9 protein-coding genes are annotated in these 20,121 nt (G+C 71.4%); 3 read left to right on the top strand and 6 right to left on the bottom strand.

What is annotated here, in order from left to right; translation table 11 throughout:
- Window positions 1–7 precede the first annotated feature (7 nt).
- Together MZC64_RS28395 and MZC64_RS28390 are read right to left on the bottom strand one after the other, a co-directional pair.
- Window positions 8–955, bottom strand: coding sequence for a M56 family metallopeptidase (locus tag MZC64_RS28395; RefSeq protein ID WP_247761699.1), 948 nt, complete (start codon window positions 953–955; stop codon window positions 8–10).
- Window positions 952–1,314 (bottom strand): BlaI/MecI/CopY family transcriptional regulator, encoded by a 363-nt coding sequence (locus MZC64_RS28390; protein WP_247761700.1) that lies wholly within the window; start codon window positions 1,312–1,314, stop codon window positions 952–954. Before MZC64_RS28390 ends, MZC64_RS28395 begins: the two co-directional genes overlap by 4 nt.
- 38 nt (window positions 1,315–1,352) lie before the next feature.
- Between MZC64_RS28390 and MZC64_RS28385 the strand changes: the two genes are divergently transcribed.
- The 3 genes from MZC64_RS28385 to MZC64_RS28375 all read left to right on the top strand — a co-directional run bounded on the left by MZC64_RS28385 (window position 1,353) and on the right by MZC64_RS28375 (window position 2,666).
- Window positions 1,353–1,643, top strand: coding sequence for a hypothetical protein (locus MZC64_RS28385; RefSeq protein ID WP_247761701.1), 291 nt, complete (start codon window positions 1,353–1,355; stop codon window positions 1,641–1,643).
- A 223-nt stretch (window positions 1,644–1,866) separates the two neighbouring features.
- Window positions 1,867–2,190 (top strand): metalloregulator ArsR/SmtB family transcription factor, encoded by a 324-nt coding sequence (locus MZC64_RS28380; RefSeq protein WP_247761702.1) that lies wholly within the window; start codon window positions 1,867–1,869, stop codon window positions 2,188–2,190.
- The gene (locus MZC64_RS28375; RefSeq protein ID WP_247761703.1) at window positions 2,187–2,666 is read left to right on the top strand and encodes an SRPBCC family protein; all 480 of its coding nucleotides are present in this window, start codon (window positions 2,187–2,189) and stop codon (window positions 2,664–2,666) included. Before MZC64_RS28380 ends, MZC64_RS28375 begins: the two co-directional genes overlap by 4 nt.
- A gap of 16 nt (window positions 2,667–2,682) precedes the next feature.
- On the opposite strand, the gene MZC64_RS28370 is transcribed toward MZC64_RS28375, so the two are convergent.
- The 4 genes from MZC64_RS28370 to MZC64_RS28355 form a co-directional block, all read right to left on the bottom strand.
- Complete coding sequence (locus MZC64_RS28370; protein ID WP_247761704.1) at window positions 2,683–2,994, bottom strand: hypothetical protein; 312 nt, start codon at window positions 2,992–2,994, stop codon at window positions 2,683–2,685.
- Between the two features lie 240 nt (window positions 2,995–3,234).
- Window positions 3,235–4,014 carry a hypothetical protein gene (locus tag MZC64_RS28365; protein WP_247761705.1) on the bottom strand — a complete coding sequence of 260 codons (780 nt, stop codon included), beginning with the start codon at window positions 4,012–4,014 and terminating at the stop codon, window positions 3,235–3,237.
- 142 nt (window positions 4,015–4,156) lie between these two features.
- The gene (locus tag MZC64_RS28360) at window positions 4,157–4,657 is read right to left on the bottom strand and encodes a hypothetical protein (protein WP_247761706.1); all 501 of its coding nucleotides are present in this window, start codon (window positions 4,655–4,657) and stop codon (window positions 4,157–4,159) included.
- 220 nt (window positions 4,658–4,877) lie between these two features.
- Entirely contained in the window at window positions 4,878–20,117 is a 15,240-nt protein-coding gene (locus MZC64_RS28355; protein WP_247762139.1) for a type I polyketide synthase, read from the bottom strand.
- Window positions 20,118–20,121: the final 4 nt, after the last annotated feature.

The raw sequence follows: 20,121 nt of genomic DNA, 5'->3' as shown, positions 1-20,121 counted from the left end.
TCCGCGGTCAGTAACCGGCGGCCCCGAAGCAGTAGGCCAGCACGGCGCAGGCGACGAGTGCGCCGGCGGCCACGGCCGGGGCCAGCGCGAACAGCATGGCCACCGGGTAGTCCCAGCGCACCGGCAACCAGCGCAGCCCACCGCTCTGCTGGTCCAGCCAGCACAACCGGGCGTCCACGGCGTCCCTGGACATGGCCAGCGCCGCGGCCGGCGTGCCGTGCTCGCGCACCGCCAGCAACGCGGCCCGCACCGGCCCCGGCCCGTGTTCCCGGGCGGCGGCGGCATCCGCGGCCAGCTCCACCAGCACCGGGATCGCGCCCGCGGCCTTGCGGCACAACGGGATGAACGGCAGCGCCGCGCCCATGATCCCGGCGAGCAGCACCAGCAGGTGGTGCCGACCGCGCAGGTGCGCGTACTCGTGGGCCAGCACCGCGTCCCGCTGCGGCGCGCTCAACGCGGCCACCCCACGCGTGGCGACCACGCAACCGGACCGGCCGCCAACGCTGTAGGCGACCGGCTGGTCCTCCTCCAGCCACAGCACCCGGTCCCGCCCGGCCCGGCACACCGACCGCAGCAGCGACACGTGCTCGTCCCGCCACCGGCGTTGCGCCCGCACCATCCGCGTCGCGACCAGTCCGACCCAGCCGAGCAGCCCGAACAACCCCAGCGCGGCGCCGAGCCGGACTAGGTCCAGCCAGTCCACCGCACCCTCGGCGCGCACCAGGTTGACGCAGCTGTCCGCCATCCCGATCACCCCGTCCACCTCGCCGCCCCAGGGCAGCAGGAGCAGGGTCGCCGAGGTCACCGCGCACAACGGCACCAGCACCAGCGAACTGATCCACCCGGCCAGCGCCAGCCCCGGCCGCACACTCGGCCGCACCGCGCCGAGCAGGTACACCGGCCCGACCGTAGCGACCAGCACCGCCGCCAGCAGCAGTCCGAGCGCCAGGGTCATGACGGGTCCCGCCGCTTGCGTAGCGCCCGCCGCAGGATGTCGGTCTCGGCGGGTGAGGCCGAGCGGGCGAAGTGCAGCAGCACGCTTTCGGCGTGGCCACTGGAGTCGAGCACATCCCGCAGCAACCGCGCGCCGACCTCGGCCCGGGTCTGGGCGGGGAGGTACTCGTAGGCCCGGCCGGCGCGCTCGCGGCGGACGAGGCCCTTGCCGTGCAGGTTGTCCAGGATGGTCATGATGGTGGTGTAGGCGAGTGGCCGGGGGTCGGCGAGGCGGTCGAGGACCTGACGGACGCGCAGGGGTTCGGTGGCGGCCCAGAGGACGTCCATGACCTTGCTTTCCAGCTCACCCAGACCGCGCATCACACCTCCCAAGTACTAACCGACTTAGTATATGGGGTATGCGTCCGCTGCTCTTCCTCGACGTCGACGGACCGCTCATCCCCTTCGGCGGCGAGCCGCGGCTGTACGCGAATCCCGAGTCCGACGGGAACCCACTGCTGGCCAGGATCAACCCCCGACACGGCCCCCGGTTGACGGCACTGGACTGCGAGTTGGTCTGGGCGACGACCTGGATGGACGAGGCGAACGAGTGCGTCGCGCCCCGGCTCGGGCTGCCGCGACTGGCGGTCGTCGAGTGGCCGGAAACCTCCGAGTTCGAGGAGCAGGACGAGCGCGCCGGGCTGCATTAGAAGACGCGGGCTCTGGTCGACTGGGCGGCGGGGCGGGCGTTCCTCTGGGTTGACGATGAGATCACCGACGCTGATCGGGCCTGGGTGTCAGCACACCATCCGGAGCCTGCGCTGTTGCATCGGGTTGATCCCCGGCTGGGACTCACCGACGCCGACTACGCCGCGCTCGGCGAGTGGCTGCGGCCTTGACTCGGACGCAACCGTAAGTCAATACTTACCGTTCGTGGGCACTAACCAAGTTGGGGACGGATGGGACGCGCTGGGTGATCGCACCAGGCGCGCCATCGTCGAATGCCTGGCCGAGAGGCCGCGTGCGGTCGGCGAGCTGGCCGAGGAGTTACCGGTCAGCAGGCCTGCGGTGTCCCAGCACCTCAAAGTGCTGAAGGACGCCGGTCTGGTCACCGATCGGATGGCGGGCACGCGGCGGATCTATCGGCTCAACCCGGCCGGGATGGCCGCGTTGCGCGATCAGCTGGACACGTTCTGGAACCGAGCGCTGAGCGGCTATGCGGAAGTAGTCGAACAACCGACAGAGGAGAGTTCATGACCCAGGCAACCGCGGTGGTCCGCAAACAGATCGTCGTCGAGGCGCCGGTCGAGCGGGCCTTCGACGTGTTCACCCAGCGGTTCGGGGATTTCAAGCCCGCCGAGCACAATTTGCTCGGTGCGGAGATCGCCGAAACCGTCTTCGAACCGCGGGTCGGCGGGCACATCTACGATCGCGGCGTGGACGGCAGCGAATGCCGCTGGGCCCGCGTGCTGACCTATGAGCCGCCGGATCGGGTGGTGTTCAGCTGGGACATCAGTCCGCAGTGGCAGGTCGAGACCGAGCCGGAGAACACCAGCGAGGTCGAGATCCGGTTCATCGCCGAGACGCCGCAACGCACCCGGGTCGAGCTGGAACACCGCAACATCGACCGCCACGGCCCTGGCTGGCAGTCCCTGGCCGACGGTATCGCCGGCGATGCCGGCTGGCCGCTGTACCTGGACCGCTACCTCGCGCTGTGCACTGAGGTCGGCTAGTTGTGCGGCAATAACCTCAGCCCTGGAACGGCCTGCCTTCGGCGTCCAGGTCGGCGACCAGCTCGACCACGCTGATCCGCAGGTGGTACTTGCTGGTCATGCCCTCCAGCACCACGAACAGGACGTCCTCGGTCTGCCGGAACACCGTCCGCCGCCGCAGTCGCCGTGGGTGCGTCGGGCGGTAGTTGCGGGCCAGCTCGGCCGCGACGGCCCTGGCGTGTTCGCGGCTGGTGGCGGGCTGGATTGGGCCCAGTGCCCAGACGTAGGCCTCCTGGCCGTGCTGGCTCTGTTCCACCATCGCGGCCCACCGGCCCTGGGTCTCGTGCACGGCGGAATCCTAGTGCGCGGCACCAACATCCGACGCCGGAAGGCGCCCGTGCACCGTGTGGTGCGCGGGCGCCTCGGCGTTGGACTCCCGGGCCGGTCGGCGAACCTGACCCGGCAGGGCTCAGGAGCAGGGAGCGATGGCGTCCCAGTGGACGTCCATGGCCTTGCTCTCCAACTCGCCCAGACCGCACACGTCCCAAGTACTATCTAGGTCAGTAGATGAGTTGTGCGGGAAGCGGATTCACGACTCCCACGGCTGCGCTCGGCCATACGGCGGCGCGGCGCAGTAGAGCAGGTGGCTGCTCAACCACGTCAGAACCTCCTCAGGAAGGTTCGACGGACTCGTCCGAAGCACCGCGGCAAGCTGGTCAACAGGCGGCATCCGCTGTGGAATCCCCGCCAGGGCTGCTGCTCCGGTACCCGGATCTCCCCATGCCGGATGGTCGGGATTCGCAAGCAGGATCCGGATCCGGTCGACGATCACCGTCCAGCCGGGCATCCCCTTGTGATCGCGCCCGTAACCCAACGCCCTGTTCACCAGGTACACCGGAAGTGGCTCAGCCACACACGTGTGATCGGCGAGATTCATCAACGTGTTCGTCCGGTTCTTCACGTGCTTGGCATATCGCCCAAGGGCACCGTGGCCTAGGTCCTTGAGATTCCTGCCGCCAGTGCCTGCCCAGGGGCGGGTACGATCCAGTAGATGCTGCTCGAAGTCGAGCAATCCGCTTGCCAGGTTCCGGGCTGTCAACGCTTTGACCGCCTCACCGTGCAGCGCAGTGGACTCGGCGAACATGGCCGCGTCGCTTGGGCCTCGTCGACTGGCGTGCATGTCCTCAACGGGACTGTTCCTCCAGACCTCGAGGACCAGTCCGACGGCCATCGCGTTCACGATGGCCTCGGCACCAAGGATGCCTTGCTCTGCACAGCGTTCAGCGTGAAAACCCGCAAGACTGGTCAGCACCTCGCAGTTGGCCGCAGCGCCGGCACACCTCACACCAGCAGCCTCCGTTTCCGGCATATCCCCACCCCTCGCACGGAACGATCCAGGAAGCAGTCCCACCGGTCCATCTCGTTGGCTCAGTGGTCACAGCTCCGAATCACGTTCCAGTGGCCGCGAAGCTGTTGTCAAGGGATCGGGTCCAGTCCGGCCGAACAGGGCTTTACAGTTCTGCGGGCAATCCCGGGACACGCTCTCGCCACAGGAAGAACACGACGAAGGTGGCAATCATTGCCAGGACACCAAGGCCAAGAGCCACGATGTCGCTCGCGGACCACTGAATTATCCCCAGTGTGGAGAGCACCGTGGCCACTGAGCCACCCAAGAATGTTCCCCGAACGCCCCAGTAGCCGAGCGCGTCGTAGCGGAGCGGATTGCGCCGGATGTAGTGTTCCCAGCCAATGTGGCCTGCTGGCATGCGTGGTTCGAGGTAGGTCTTGATGTAGGTGCCGCACCGCATGATCGCGTGTGCCAGGTTCAGCCAGTAGAGGCCGAGGATCATGGCGAGTACCGGGTAGAGACTCATGATCGCGGCGTTCTTCGTCTGGTAGCCGACGGATAGGATTGTGCCGAGGGCAACCACCGAGACACCGACGAGTTGGAACTGAAGCTCGATGTGTTTCAACAGTTCGGCGCGCAGCGCGGTGAACTCCGCGATTGCCAACTGGTTTCTGTGGTCGTTTGTATTCTGGTCTGACAAGGTACCGCCTTGGCCCGTCGAGGTCCCGCAGTGTCCTACCTTTCGGCTCGGTGCGGGCGAACGTTACTGCGTGGGATCACGGCAGGCAGACAGGTTGACGAGCCGAGGCGCCCGTGCACCGTGTGGTGTGCGGGCGCCTCGGCGTTGATCCCCGGGCCGGTCGGCGAACACGACCCGGGAAATCTCAGGAGCGGTCCCGCCGCCCCAGCTCGTTGTCGATGAACGCGAGCAGATCATCCGCACTCGCCGAAGAAATCCGGTCGGCCACCTGCGGCTGCTCCTCCGCCGGACCGGACCACCGGTTCAGCAGTTGCCGCAACCGCGAGGTGACCCCGGCCTTGGTGACCTCGTCCGCCTCGGCCGCCGCCATCGCGGCCTCCAGGCGATCAAGCTCGTTCAGCACGGTTGGGCCGGACTCGGCTGCCGCACTCGAATCCAGTTGTTCGGTCAGGTGTTCGGCGAGGCGGGCGGGGGTGGCGTAGTCGAAGGCCAGTGCGGCGGGCATCCGCAGGCCGGTAAGCGCCGACAACCGGTTGCGGAGTTCGACGGCGGTCAGGGAGTCCAGGCCGAGTTCGGCGAACTTCTGTTCGGGTTCGATGGCTTCGCTGGACTGGTGGCCGAGGACTGCCGCCAACTCGGTGACGACCATGGTGGTGACCGCGCGCAGGCGTTCCTGCGGGTTGAGGCCACGCAGGGTGTCGGCGGTTCCTGCGCCGTTGCTGCGGACGGCGGCGCGGCGGCGGGTGCGGATCAGGCCGCGCAGCAGGTGCGGGACCTCGGTGGTGACGACGGTGCCCGCGCCGGTGGTGACCAGGGGGACCAGCAGGGAGGCTGGGCTGGTCAGGGACTGGTCGAAGAGGGTCATGCCCAACTCGGCGGTCATCCTGCTGGCGCCCAGGGCGGCGGCTCGGCGGCCGCCGGTGTCCTGTTCGGCGGCGGCCATGCCGACCGTCCAGGGGCCCCAGGCCAGGGACAGTGCTGCCTGGCCGTGGTGGCGGCGGTGCGCGGCCAGGGCGTCCAGGTAGGCGTTGGCGGCGGCGTAGTTGGCCTGGCCGGGGGAACCCATGATGCCCGCCTGCGAGGAGTACAGGACGAAGCTGGCCAGGTCGCGGTCCTTGCTGGCCTGGTGCAGGTGCCAGGCGGCTTCGGACTTGGCGGCCAGCACGGCGGCGAGTCGTTGCGGGGTAAGGCTTTCCACCACGCCGTCGTCGAGCACACCGGCGGCGTGCACGATCGCGGTGAGGTCGGGGATGCCGTGGACGAGATCCCGGACCGCGGTGGCGTCGGCGACGTCGCAGGCGACGATCGAGACGGTCGCGCCCAACTCGGTGAGTTCGGTGGTCAGCTCGGTGGCGCCGGGGGCGTCGGGGCCGCGGCGGCTGGTCAGGATCAGGTTGCGCTGGCCCGAGTTCGTGACCAGGTGGCGGGCCAGGATGGCGCCCAGGCCGCCGGTGCCGCCGGTGATCAGCACGGTGCCGTCGGGGTTCCAGGGGCGGTCGGTGCTGCTGTGGTCGGTGGGGGCGGCGAGGCGGGCCACCCTGGCGACGCCGGCGCGGACCGCGACCTGGGGTTCGTCGGCGAGGGCCGCGGTGGCCAGTTCGATTTCCTGGGTGGATTCGACGTCGAGCAGGGCGAAGCGCCCGGGGTGTTCGGCGCCTGCGGAGCGGGTCAGGCCCCAGACCGCGGCACCGGCCAGGTCGGTCACGTCCTCGCCCGCGCAGGCCACCGCACCGCTGGTGACCAGCACCAGCTTCGCGGTGGCGAAGCGCTCGTCGGCGATCCAGCGCTGCACCAGGTCCAGCGCCCAGACCGTGGCCCGGCGGACCTCCGCCGGTTCACCGCCACCGGCGGGCACCCGGACCAGCACGCGCTCCGGCACCGGTCCGGCGGCCAGTTCGTCCAGGGTGTCGGCCTGGCGGAGGTGGGTGAGGTCCAGGCCGCCGCCGAGCACGGCGGTGCTGACCGGGGTCTGGTCGGTGTCCTGGCCCTGCGGCCAGTCCACCACGAGCAGGGAGCCGGGGCTGGACTCGCGGGTGGATCGGTTATGCGCGCGGCCCTCGATTTCCCGGTGCCGCAACACATCCACGTTCAGCACCGGTCGACCGGCCGGGTCGGCGGCTTCGACGGTGAGGCCGTCCTCGCCGATGGCGGCGAACCGGACGCGGAGGGTGGTCGCGCCGCTGGCGAGCAGCGAAACCCCTTCCCAGGCAACGGGTTCGCGCCAAGTCTGGCCTGCCCAGCTGGTGAGTGGCAGGGCCAGCAGGGCGGCGCTGAGCAGGGCCGGGTGCAGCCCGAACGCCTCGGCGCCGTCGGCTTCCTCGGGCAGGCTGACCTCGGCGAAAACTTCTTCGCCGCGTACCCAGACCGCTTCCAGGCCCTGGAAGGCGGGCCCGTGCTCGAAGCCGGAGTCGGCGAACTGTTCGTAGCAGTCGGTCAGGTCGATCGGTTGGGCCTGGGCGGGCGGCCAGGTCGCGGCGAATTCCATGGCCGGATCGGGCTGGTCCTCGCCGAGTTTGCCGAGCGCGTGCTGGGTCCAGGAGCCGGTGTTCTCCCGGCGGGAGTGCACGGTGACCCGGCGGCAGCCGCTGCTGCCCGGGTCGACCCGCACCTGCACCTGCACACTGCCATCAGCGGGAATCACCAACGGCGACAACACCGCCAGCCGCTTCACCAGTGGGCAGCCGACCTCGTCCCCGGCTCGCACCACGAGTTCGAGCAGTGCGGCGGCGGGCAGCACGATGGTCTCGCCGTCGCGATGTTCGCGCAGCCACGGGTGGTCGGTGGGCGAGAGCCGCCCGGTGAGCACCACGCCGCCGCCGTCGGCCAGTGCGACCGCGGCGCCGAGCAGCGGGTGCGCGGTGTCGGCCAGGCCGAGTCCGGCGGCGTCGGCCATCCTGGTGGTGATGGTCGGCCAGAACCGCTGGTGCTGGAACGGGTAGGTGGGCAGCGGCAGGGTGGCCGGGGCCGGGGCGCCGGGACTGGTCCACAGCGCGGTCCAGTCCACCTTGCCACCGGCCACGTACAGCGTGCCGAGGCCACGCAGCAGGGCCTCGTCCTCGGCGACGTCCTTGCGCAGCGTGGGTGCGGTGATCACCCCGGATTCGAGGGAGCTTTGCACTGCGGCGCAAAGGGATCCGTCAGGTCCGAGTTCCAGGAACCGGCTGACCTTGGCCGCGGACAGCACGGTGATCGCGTCGGCGAAGCGCACGGTGTCGCGCACCTGCGCGGCCCAGTACCCGGGGGTGCGCAGGTCCTCGCCACCGGCGCGGCGGCCGGTGCGGGTGGACACCACCGGGATAGCCGGTTCGGCGAAGGAGATCCCGGCGATGGCGGCGGTGAACTCGGCCAGCATCGGGTCCATCAGCGGCGAGTGGAAGGCGTGACTGACGGCGAGCCGCTTGGTCTTGTGGCCTTGGGCGGCAAGCACTTCGGCGAGGGCGAGCACCGCAGCCTCGTCGCCGGAGAGCACCACGCCCTCGGGCGAGTTGATCGCCGCGATCGCGACCCCTTCGGTGAGCTGTGGCTCGACCTCGGCCTCGGTGGCCTGCACGGCCACCATCGCGCCACCGGTGGGCAGTGCCTGCATGAGCCGGGCGCGTGCGGTGACCAGCGCGCAGGCGTCGGACAGCGAGAACACCCCGGCCACGTGCGCCGCGGCCACCTCGCCAATCGAGTGGCCGACCAGGAAGTCCGGCCGCACACCCCAGGACTCCAGCAGCCGGAACAGGGCCACCTCCAGCGCGAACAGCGCGGGCTGGGCCCAGCCGGTCTGCGCCAGCAGCTCGGCGTCCTCGCCCCACATCACCTCGCGCACCTCGTCCCACTTGGGCAAACTCGTACGCCCACTTGGGCCAACCGGGCGTACCAGTTGGGCCAACTCGGCGAGGACCGAGTCAAAAGCCTGGGCGAACGCCGGGAACCGGTCGTACAGCTCGCGGCCCATGCCGAGACGTTGCGAGCCCTGGCCGGAGAAGACAAAAGCGGTGCGGCCCTCGGTGACCCGGCCCTTGGCGATCACCGCGCCGTCGCGCAGCACGGCCCGGTGGTCGAAGGCGACCCGGGTGGTGGCCAGCGCGTGCGCCAGTTCCACCGCCGGGACCTCGTCCCGCAGCGTGTTGACCTGGTCGATGCGGGCGAGCAGCGCGGCATCGGACTTGCCGGAGACCACCAGGGGAAGCGGGGTTTCCGGGGCGATCCAGGCTGCCGCGGGCGCGGTCACGGGGGGCTGTTCCAGGATCACGTGTGCGTTGGTGCCGCTGATGCCGAAGGAGGAGACACCTGCCCGGCGCGGGCGGTTGACCGTGGGCCAGTCCCGGCGCTGCGGCAGCAGTTGCACCGCGCCCTCGGTCCAGTCCACGTGCCCGCTCGGGTTCTCCGCGTGCAGGGTGCGCGGCGCGATTCCGTTACGCAGCGCGTAAATCATCTTGATGATGCCGGCGGCGCCCGCGGCGGCCTGGGAGTGGCCGAAGTTGGACTTGATCGAGCCGAGCAGCAGTGGCTGTTCCCGGTCCTGGCCGTAGGTGGCCAGCAGGGCCTGGACTTCGATCGGGTCGCCGAGGCGGGTGCCGGTGCCGTGGCCCTCGACCAGGTCGACGTCCGAAGTGGACAGTCCGGCGTCGGCGAGGGCGGTGCGGATGACGCGTTGCTGGGACGGGCCATTCGGGGCGGTGAGGCCGTTGGAGGCGCCGTCGGAGTTGACCGCGGTGCCCTTGACGACGGCGAGGACCTGGTGGCCGTTGCGCTGGGCGTCGGAAAGTCGTTCCAGCACAAGGACTCCGGCGCCTTCGGACCAGCCGGTGCCGTCGGCGTCGTCGGAGTAGGAGCGGCAACGGCCGTCGGAGGCCAGGCCGCCCTGCTTGTCGAATTCGGAGAACGGGGACAGCGAGGACAGCACGGTCACGCCACCGGCCAGGGCGAGCGAGACCTCCCCGGAACGCAGGGCGCGCACCGCGAGGTGCACCGCGACCAGCGAGGACGAGCACGCCGTGTCGACGGTGACCGAGGGGCCTTCCAGGCCGAGGGTGTAGGAGATCCGGCCGGAGATCACGCTGGAGACCGCGCCGGTCATGGCGAAGCCTTCCAGGCGCGGGTCGCGGGCGACGATGCTGGCGTAGGCCGGGTCGGAGGAGCCGAGGTAGACGCCGGTCGCGCTACCTACCAAGCGGTCGGCGGCGATGCCGGCGTGTTCCACGGCCTCCCAGGCGGTTTCCAGGACCAGGCGCTGCTGCGGGTCCATCGCGGTGGCCTCACGCGGTGAGATGCCGAAGAAGGCGGCGTCGAATCCGGCTACGTCGTCCAGGAACCCGCCGCTGGGCGGCTGTGCTCCGGCTGGCAGGCCGAGGTCACCGGCGCGGGCGGCGGGCATATCGGCCACCGCGTCGGTGCCGTTGAGCACCAGCTGCCACAGGTCTTCCGGCGAGGCGACCCCGCCCGGGTACCGGCAGCCCGCGCCGACGATGACGATCGGGTCGTCGTCGGTGGCGATGGTCCTGGCGACGGTCGGAGTAGCCGCGGCGGCGGTGCCCTCGATGGCGTCGAGCAGGTAGGCGGCGACCTGGTCCGGGTTCGGGTAGTCGAAGGCCAGGGTGGCGGGCAGGCGCAGCCCAGTGGCCTCGGTGAGGCGGTTGCGCAGTTCGACCGCGGTCAGCGAGCTGAAGCCCTGCTGCCGGAAGTCCAGCCGCGCGTCCACCTCGTCGGCACCGGCGTGTCCAAGCACCGCGGCGGCCTGCACCCGGACCAGTTCCGTGAGGTAGTCCAGGCGTTCGTCCGCGGCCAGCCCGGCCAGCTTGGCGGCCAGTCCGGAGCCCGGTTGCTGTTGCGCGCCAACGGCCTTGCGCCGCCCGGTCTTGACCAGCTCACGCAGCAGGTGCGGCACCTCGGCCTCGCCGGGCACGGCACTGCCGCCGAGCAGCAGCGGCACGATCAGCGCGCGGTCGGTGGCCAGGGCCGCGTCGAACAAGGCCATGCCCTGGGCGGCGGAGATCCGGCGGGCGCCGGTCGCGTTCACCCGGCGCAGGTCGTCCTCGCCGAGTTCGCCCGCCATACCGGTTTCCCAGGCGCCCCAAGCCAGTGAGGTCGCGGGCAGGCCGCGCTGGCGGCGGTACTCGGCGAGTGCGTCCAGGTAGGTGTTGGCGGCGGCGTAGTTGGCCTGTCCCGGCGAGCCCATCACGCCCGCGGAGGAGGAGTAGAGCACAAACCCGGCCAGCTCGCGGTCCTGGGTGGCCTGGTGGAGTTGCCAGGCGGCCTCAGCCTTGGGGGCGAGCACCGCGGCGAGTCGTTCGGGGGTGAGGCGGTCGACGATGCCGTCGTCCAGCACGCCCGCGAGGTGCACGACCGCGGTGAGGTCCGGGATTCCGGTGACGAGTCCGCGCACGGCCTCGGGGTTGGTGAGATCGCTGGCCACCAGCGAAACCCGGTCGCCGAACTCGGCCAGGATGTCCCCCGCGCCGGGGGCATCCGGACCGCGGCGGCTGGCCAGCACCAGGTGCCGCTGGCCGTGCGCGGAGATCAGGTGACGGGCCAGGGTGAGCCCCAGCGCGCCGGTGCCACCGGTCAGCAACACGGAACCGTCGCGGTCCCAGGTGCTGTCGGTGTCCTGCGTGACGATCTTGCGCAGGCGGGCGACCAGGGCCGCTCCCCCGCGCACCGCGACCTGCGGTTCGCCGGAAGCCAGCACCGGCAGGGCAATCGGCAGGTCGGCGTCGGTCTCGATGTCCAGGAGGCCGAAGCGGCCGGGGTGTTCGGTCTGGGCCGAGCGCACCAGGCCCCACAGGGCGGAAGTGGCCAGGCCGGTGTCCTCGGTGATCTCGCCGACCGCGCCCTGGGTGACGAACACCAGGCGGGCGTGGGCGTGGCGGTCCTCGGCGATCCAGTTCTGCACCAGGCCGAGCACCCGGGTGGTGAGGGTGGACATGTCGGCGTCGGCGTTGATCCGGGCCAGCACCAGGCCGGGAATCTCCTCGCCCAGCGTGTCCAGCTCGGCCACGTCGACCTGCGCCGCGGGCACCTCGGGGGCCGCGACCCAGTCGACGCCGAAGAGGATCTGACCGTCCACAGTGGATGAATCAGCGATCTCCTGGCCGCGCACCGCGGCTACGGACAGCACCGGCAGGCCGGCGCCGTCGGTCGCCTCGATCGCCACCCGGTCGTCGTCCAGCTGGGTCAGCCGGACGCGCAGGTCCGAGGCGCCAAAGGCGTGCAGGGTCACGCTTTCCCAGTCCACCGGGACGCGTTCGTCCGGCCAGGCGGCGGAAAGGACCGCGCCGAGCAGCACCGGGTGCAGGCCGTACTCGCCGCCGTCGCGCACCGTCTCTGGCAACTCGACCTCGACGAACGGTTCCGTGTCCGCGGCGGCGACCGGCTGGTACCCGCCCGGGTTGAGTTCACCGGCGGCGTGGCGCACCCACGTTGCCTCCGGGTCACCGTCCGGGCGGGAGTACATGGTGATGGTGTGCGCGGCGTCCACCCGCACCTGGACCTGCAGGCCACCACGCGCGGGCAGGGCCAGCGGGACCTCGGTGGTCAGCCGCCGCACTCCCCCGCAGCCCACCTGGTCGGCGGCGCGGATGGCCATTTCCAGCAGCGCGGACTGCGCCTGCTCGGCCAGCCAGGGTTGGGTGGCAAGGGAAATCCGGCCGGTCAGGGTGACGCCGGAGTCGTCGGCCATCGGCACGGAGGCGCCGAGCAGCGGGTGCCCAGTTGGGGACTGGCCGAGTCCGGCCGGGTCGCCGGGGCGAGCAGAGGCGCCGGGCCAGTAGCGCTGGTGCTGGAAGGCATAGGTGGGCAGGTCGATGACGGAGCCGCCGTCGATCAGGTCCGGCCAGTGCACGCCGACCCCGGCCACGTGGGCCGTCGCCAGGCCGCGGAGCAGCGCGGTCTCCTCATCGGCCTGGTCGGCGCGCAGCAGGCTGGTGGAGATCGCCTCGCTGGGCAGGATCTCGGTCGCGGCGGCGGCCAGCAGGCCGTCCGGGCCGATCTCGATCACCGCGGTGACATCGTGCGCGGCCAGCTCGGTGAGTGCGTCGGCGAAGAGCACGCTGCCGCGGACCTGGTTGACCCAGTACTCCGGGGTGCGCAACTCCTCCGCGGTGGCGAGCTTGCCGGTCAGTGTGGAGACCACCGGAATGGTGGCTTCAGCAAAGGAGATCCCGGCCAGCGCGTCGGCGAACTCGGCCAGCATCGGGTCCATCAGCGGCGAGTGGAAGGCGTGGCTGACGGTGAGCCGCTTGGTCTTGTGGCCGCGGTCGGCGAGGGTCTGAGCGAGCGCGGTGACCGCGTCCTCGGCCCCGGAGAGCACCACGCTGGTGGGTCCGTTGACCGCGGCGATGGACACCTCGGACTGGCCCGACAGCAGGGGTTCGACCTCGGCGGCGGTGGCCCGGACCGCGATCATCGCGCCACCGGTGGGCAACGCCTGCATCAGCCGGGCCCGCGCGGTGACCAGCGCACAGGCGTCGGTCAGCGTGAGCACCCCGGCCACGTGTGCCGCGGCCACCTCGCCAATGGAGTGGCCGACCAGGTAGTCGGGGCGCACACCCCAGGAGTCGATCAGCCGGAAGAGGGCCACTTCCAGCGCGAACAGCGCGGGCTGGGCCCAGCCGGTCTGCGCGAGCTGCGCGGGGTCTTCGCCCCACATCACGTCGAGCAGTTCGTCCCACTTGGGCAAACTCGTACGCCCACTTGGGCCAACCGGGCGTACCAGTTGGGCCAACTCGGCGAGTACGGCGTCAAAGGCTTGGGCGAAGACCGGGAACCGGTCGTGCAGCTGGCGGCCCATGCCGAGGCGCTGGGAGCCTTGGCCGGAGAACAGGAAGGCGGTCCGGCCCTCGGTGACCACGCCTCGAGCGAGGGGGGTGCCGTTGAGCAGGACGGCGCGGTGGTCGAGGGTGGCGCGGGTGGTGGCCAGGGAGTAGGCGAGGTCCACAAGGGACGGTGTGGAGGCCAGAACGGCTTGCACGCGGTCGATCTGGGCGTCCAGGGCGGCGGCGGAGCGGGCGGAGACCAGGAGTGGGACCGGGGAACCTTCGCGCACCGCAGTGGCGGCGACGGGGGTGGTGGCCGGGGGCTGTTCGATGATCAGGTGGGCGTTGGTGCCGCTGACGCCGAAGGCGGAGACTGCCGCGCGGCGGGGGCGGTCGACGGAGGGCCAGTCGGTCTGGTCGATGGTGAGCTGGATGTCGCCGGCGGTCCAGTCGATGTGGGTGGACGGGGTGCCCACGTGCAGCGTGCGCGGCACCACGCCGTGCCGGATGGCCTGCACCATCTTGATAATGCTGGCGACACCGGCGGCGGCCTGGGTGTGGCCCAGGTTGGACTTGATCGAGCCGAGCAGCAGCGGCTGGTCCCGGTCCTGGCCGTAGGTGGCCAGCAGGGCCTGGACTTCGATCGGGTCGCCGAGGCGGGTGCCGGTGCCGTGGCCCTCGACCACATCGACGTCCACTGTGGACAGACCGGCGTCGGCGAGGGCGGCGCGGATGACGCGTTGCTGGGACGGGCCATTCGGGGCGGTCAGGCCGTTGGAGGCGCCGTCGGAGTTGACCGCGGAGCCCTTGACCACGGCCAGGATGTGGTGGCCGTTGCGCTGGGCGTCGGAAAGACGTTCCAGGACAAGGACTCCGGCGCCCTCGGCCCAGCCGGTCCCGGCGGCGTCATCGGAGTAGGAGCGGCAGCGACCGTCCGAGGACAGCCCGCCCTGCTTGGCGAATTCGGCGAACGGGCCGGGGGTGGACAGGATCGCGACGCCACCGGCCAGGGCCAGGGTGCACTCGCCGGACTGCAGCGCCCGCGCCGCCAGGTGGATGGCCACCAGCGAGGAGGAGCAGGCGGTGTCCACGGTGAGCGTGGGGCCTTCCAGGCCGAGCACGTAGGAGACCCGGCCGGAGAGCACGCTGGAGGTGGTGCCGGTCATGATGAATCCGGCCACCGAGCTGCCCTCGCTGGCCAGCAGCGAGACGTAGTTGGCATCGCCCGCGCCGACGTAGACGCCGGTCGGGCTGCCGGACAGGCTGGTCGGGTCGATGCCCGCGCGTTCCAGAGCCTCCCAGGAGACCTCCAGAAGCACCCGCTGCTGCGGGTCCATCGCGATGGCCTCGCGCGGGGAGATGCCGAAGAATCCGGCGTCGAACCCGGCCGCGTCGGCCAGGAACCCGCCGCGCAGCGACTCCGCGCCTTCGATGTCCCAGCCGCGGTCGGGCGGGCAGCCGCCGATGGCGTCGCCGCCGTCTAGCACCAGTTGCCACAGATCCTCTGGTGAGGCGATGCCCTCGGCGTAGCGGCAGCTCATGCCGACGATCACGATCGGGTCGTCGTGTGCCGAGGTGCCACGGATGGCCGGGGTGGTGGTGTCCTCGGCCGCGCCTTCCAGGCGGGTGAGCAGGAAGGCGGCGACCTGGACCGGGGTCGGGTAGTCGAAGACTAGGGTGGCGGGCAGGTTCAGGCCGGTGACCGCGGTGAGGCGGTTGCGGAGTTCGACCGCGGACAGCGAGTCGAAGCCCTGCTCGCGGAACTCTTGCTTGGGACCGACCAGCTTGATCGAGGGGTGGCCGAGTACGGCGGCCACCTCGGTGCGCACGATCTCGGTGAGGAAATCCGACCGATCGGTTGGCCGCAGTGCGGCGAGCCGGGTGCTGAGCGTGGTGGTGCCGGGGGTGCTGCCGGTGGCGGCGGCACTGCGGCGGCCGGTGCGGACCAGGTTGCGCAGGATGGCCGGGACGGGTCCGGTCGCGGTACCGCCGCCCACGGCGGTGGCGGCGACCACGATGGCCCGGTCGGCGGACGCGGCCACGTCGAACATGGCGTTGCCACGGGCCGCGTCGATCAGGGCCAGGCCCTTGGCGGCCAGGCGGCGGCTGTGCTCGGTGCCCAGGCCGGTGGTGAGCCCGGCTTCCCAAGGGCCCCAGGCGATCGAGCTGCCGGGCAGGCCGAGGTCGCGGCGATAGGCCGAGAGGGAGTCGAGGAAGCTGTTGGCCGCGGCGTAGCTGCCCTGGCCGGGGCTGCCGAGCACGCCGGCGGCCGAGGAGTACAGGACGAACGCGGCCAGCTCCTGACCGAGGGTGGCCTGGTGCAGGTGCCAGGCGGCGGAAGCCTTGGGGCGCAACACAGTCGCGAGGCGGTCGGCGGTGAGGGATTCGACCACGCCGTCGTCGATGACCGCGGCGGTGTGCACCACGGCGGTGAGCGGGCTGATCCGGGCGACGAGTTCTTGCACCGCAACGGGATCGGTCACATCGCAGGCCGCGAACTCGACCCGGTCGCCGAGGGCTTCGCGGAGTTCGGCCACGCCGGGGGCGTCCGCGCCGCGGCGGCTGGCCAGGACGATCCGCTGCTGGCCTCGCTCGACGAGATGCCGGGCCAGGACGCCGGCGAGTTCGCCGCTGCCGCCGGTGATCAGGACGGCCTTGTCCGGGTCCCAGGCGGTGGGTTCGGACTGGGTGGGCAGGCGGGTGAGGCGGGCGGCACGCAGCACGCCGTCGCGCAGCAGGAGTTGGGGTTCGTCGCCGGTGAGGCCGGGCAGGGCGAGTTCGAGGGCATCCAGGGAGTCAACGTCGAGCAGTACGAAGCGGCCCGGGTGTTCGGAGGCCGCGGAGCGGACTAGGCCCCAGACCGCAGACGCGCCGAGGTCGGTGACGGTCTCGACCGCGCCGCTGGTCACCACGACCAGGCGCGAGTTGGCGAAGCGTTCTTCGGTAAGCCAGCGCTGCACCAGTTCGAGGGCCTGTCCGGCCAGTTCCCCAGTCTGTTCCGCACCCTCGCTGTGCAGGGGCGCGAAGACGACCTCGGGCACCGGACCATCGCCCAGCGAGTCGAGCATCGCCCAGGTCGGTGCGACGCCATTCGCTTGCAGCGCAACCCAATCCAGCGCGAATAGCGAGTCGGTCACGCCGGGCCGGGCGACCTGTTCGGCGTCCCGGGTGCGGAGTGCGTCCACCGAGAACACCGGGCCACCGGCCGGATCCACGGCCGACAGCTCAAGCCCGTCCGGACCCTCGCTCCAGCGCACCCGCAGCACCGCGGCACCGGCCGCGTGCAGCGTGACGCCCTGCCATTCACCGATCGTCCCGGGTGCGAGTGCCGCACGGCCGGGCAGGAAGGCGGTGGCCTGCAGGGCGGCGTCCAGCAGGGCCGGGTGCAACGCGAAGGCGGCGGCTTCCTGGCTGCGGCTGTTCAGGCTTTCCGGCAGGGCGACCTCGGCGTGGATCTCCTCGCCGAGTCGCCAGACCTCGCGCAGGCCGTGGAACATCGGGCCGCGGTCGAGGACCTCGTGGTGGTTGTCCAGGCTCACCGGTTCCGCGCCGGGCGGCGGCCAGGGCAGGGCCTCGGCCGGGGCGGGGTCGCCGGGGGTGAGGGTGGCGGTGCCGTGTTCGGTCCACTCGCGGTCACTGCGGGCCGGACGGGAGTGCACGCTGACCGGGCGGCGGCCCAGGTCGTCGGCCGGACCGACCCGGACCTGGAGGGCGAGCTGCTCGTTGACGATCAGCGGGCGGGACACCCGGAGTTCGCCGATCCGGTCGCAGCCAACCTGATCGGCCGCGGTGAGCACGAGTTCCATCAGTCCGGCGTCGGGGAACCACACCTCGCCGCCGACCAGGTGGTCGGCCAGCCAGGGCTGGTCACCCACGGACAACCGGCCGCTAACGAGGAGGCTGCCGTCCTCGGCGGAGGCGGTGACCGCGCCGAGCATCGGGTGGAAGATCGGGATCAGGCCGAGGCCGGCCGCGTTGTTGGTGCGCTGTTCGCCGACCGGCCAGTAGCGCTCGCGCTGGAAGGCATAGGTGGGCAGGTCGACCACGGCGGCGCCGGAGTCGCGGAAGAACTCGGCCCAGTCCACGGTGCCACCGGCCACGTGCAGCCGGGACAGGCCGCGCAGCAGCACGATCTCCTCGGCGCTGTCGTCGCGTTCCTCGCGGTCGTCCCGCAACAGCGCGATGACCGCGCGTTCGCCCTCGGTCTCGGCCAGGGTCTCGTGCACCATCGAGGACAGCGCGCCGCCGGGGCCGACCTCGACGAACCGGGCGACGGCCGCGGCGGCCAGTGTGCGCACGCCGTCGGCGAAGCGGACGGTGCGGTGCACCTGGGCGACCCAGTAGTCGGCGTCGAGCTGTTCGCCCTGGACGAGTTCGCCGGTGACCGTGGAGCAGATCGGGATGCGGGCGCGCTCGGGGGTGAGCGCGGCGACCGCGGTGCGGAACTCGGCCAGCATCGGTTCCATCAACGGCGAATGGAAGGCATGGCTGACCGGCAGGGTTTTGGTGCGGTGCCCGCGGTTCGCCAGGATCTCGGCCAGCTCGCCGACTGCGGTCAAAACCCCGGAGAGCACCACCGAGCGCGGCCCGTTGACGGCGGCGATGGCCACCTCGGGGTACTCGGCGAGCAGCGGGGTGATCTCGGCCTCGGTGGCGTCCACCGCGACCATCGAGCCACCGGCGGGCAGCGCGGACATCAGCCGGGATCGGGCCGCGACCAGCGCGCAGGCGTCGGCGGCGGAGTACACCCCGGACACGTGTGCGGCGGCGATCTCGCCGACCGAGTGGCCGATCAGCAGATCCGGTCGCACACCCCAGGATTCGAGCAGCCGGAACAACGCGACCTCGATGGCGAACAACGCGGGCTGCGTCCAGCCGGTGTTCTCCAGCCGCTTCGGATCCGCACCCCACAGCACCTCGCGCAGGGAGCCGCCGAGGTGGCCCTCGAAGGCGTCCGCGAGCTGGTCGAAAGCCGTGGCGAAGGCCGGGAAACGCGCGTACAGCGCCTGTCCCATGCCGAGTCGTTGCGCGCCCTGGCCGGGGAAGAGGAAGGCGGTCTTGCCCGCTACCGGCGAGCCTTCGATCACGCCGGAGTCGCGCTCGCCGTTGGCCAGTGCGCTCAGCCCGGCGGGGTCCAGCACCACGGCCCGGCTGGTGAAGGTGGATCGGGTGGTGGCCAGCGAGAAACCCAGGTCGACCGGTCGACTGTCCACAGTAGACAGGAGCGCGGCGGCCTGAGCGCGCAGGGCGGCGTCGGTGCGACCGGAGAGCACCCAGGGCACCACCCCGGGCGGGTGCGCCACCGCGGGCGGTTCGGCGGCTTCCGGGGCCTGTTCGACGATGACGTGTGTGTTGGTGCCGCTGGCGCCGAAGGAGGACACGCCGGCCCGGCGCGGACGGTCCACCTCGGGCCAGGCGGTGGTTTTGGTGACCAGGTCGATGGCGCCCGCGGTCCAGTCGATGTGCGAGCTGGGGCGGTCCACGTGCAGGGTCTTGGGCACCGCGCCGTGCCGGATCGCCTGTACCACCTTGATGATGCCCGCGACGCCGGCGGCGGCCTGGGTGTGCCCGATGTTGGACTTGATGGAGCCCAGCAGCAGCGGGGTTTCCCGGTCCTTGCCGTAGGTGGCCAGGAGGGCCTGGGCTTCGATCGGGTCGCCGAGTTTGGTGCCGGTGCCGTGCGCCTCGACGATGTCGACCTCGGCCGGGGTGAGCCGGGCGTTGCGCAGCGCGGCCCGGATGACCCGGCGCTGGGCCGGTCCGCTGGGCGCGGTCATGCCGTTGGAGGCGCCGTCGGAGTTCATCGCGGTGCCGCGGATGACCGCCAGGATGCGCCGGTTCTGCGCCTGCGCCTCGGAAAGTCGTTGCAGCACCAGCACACCGGCGCCCTCGGCCCAGCCGGTGCCGTCGGCAGCCTCGGCGAAAGCCTTGCAGCGCCCGTCCGAGGACAGCGCGCCCTGGGCGGCGAATTCGACGAATCCGGCGGTGCTGGAGAGCACGCTGACGCCGCCGACGAGCGCGATCGAGCACTCCCCCGCCCGCAGTGCCCTGGCCGCCAGGTGCAGTGCGACCAGGGATGAGGAGCAGCCGGTGTCCACGGTGAGGGTGGGGCCGCGGAAGCCGAAGATGTAGGAGACGCGGCCGGAGAGCAGGCTGCTGGACTGGGCGGTCTGCCATTCGATCGCGCCCATCGGCACCCGGTAGTCGCCGGTGCCGCCGCCGACGAACACGCCGGTGTCGCCGCCGCGCAGGCCGACCGGGTCGATGCCCGCGCGTTCCAGGGCTTCCCAGCCGACTTCCAGCAGCAGCCGCTGTTGCGGGTCCAGGATGAGCGCCTCGCGCGGGGAAATCCGGAAGAAGGTCGGATCGAACCCGGCCACGTCTTCGACGAATCCACCGAACCGGGGCACCTCGGGACCGCCCTGGCCGGGCAGTGCGTCCAAGGCGGCGAAGTCCCAGCCGCGGTCGGTGGGCATGTCGCCGATGGCGTCCACGCCGTTCTCCGCGAGTTGCCACAGGTCCTCAGGTGAGGCGATGCCGCCGGGGTAGCGGCAGGCCATGCCGAGGATGGCGATCGGCTCGACAGCCGCGGATTCCAGCTTCGCGTTCTGCTGACGCAGCGTCTCGGCCTGCTTGAGCGCCGCGCGCAGCGCGTCGACGACCTTGTTGTTCTGGGCTGCCATGTCG

Source organism: Crossiella sp. S99.2 (assembly GCF_023094165.1).
Taxonomy (GTDB): domain Bacteria; phylum Actinomycetota; class Actinomycetes; order Mycobacteriales; family Pseudonocardiaceae; genus Crossiella.
The sequence above is the reverse complement of the archived record's forward strand: the minus strand, read 5'-3'. Positions and strand labels throughout refer to the sequence as shown.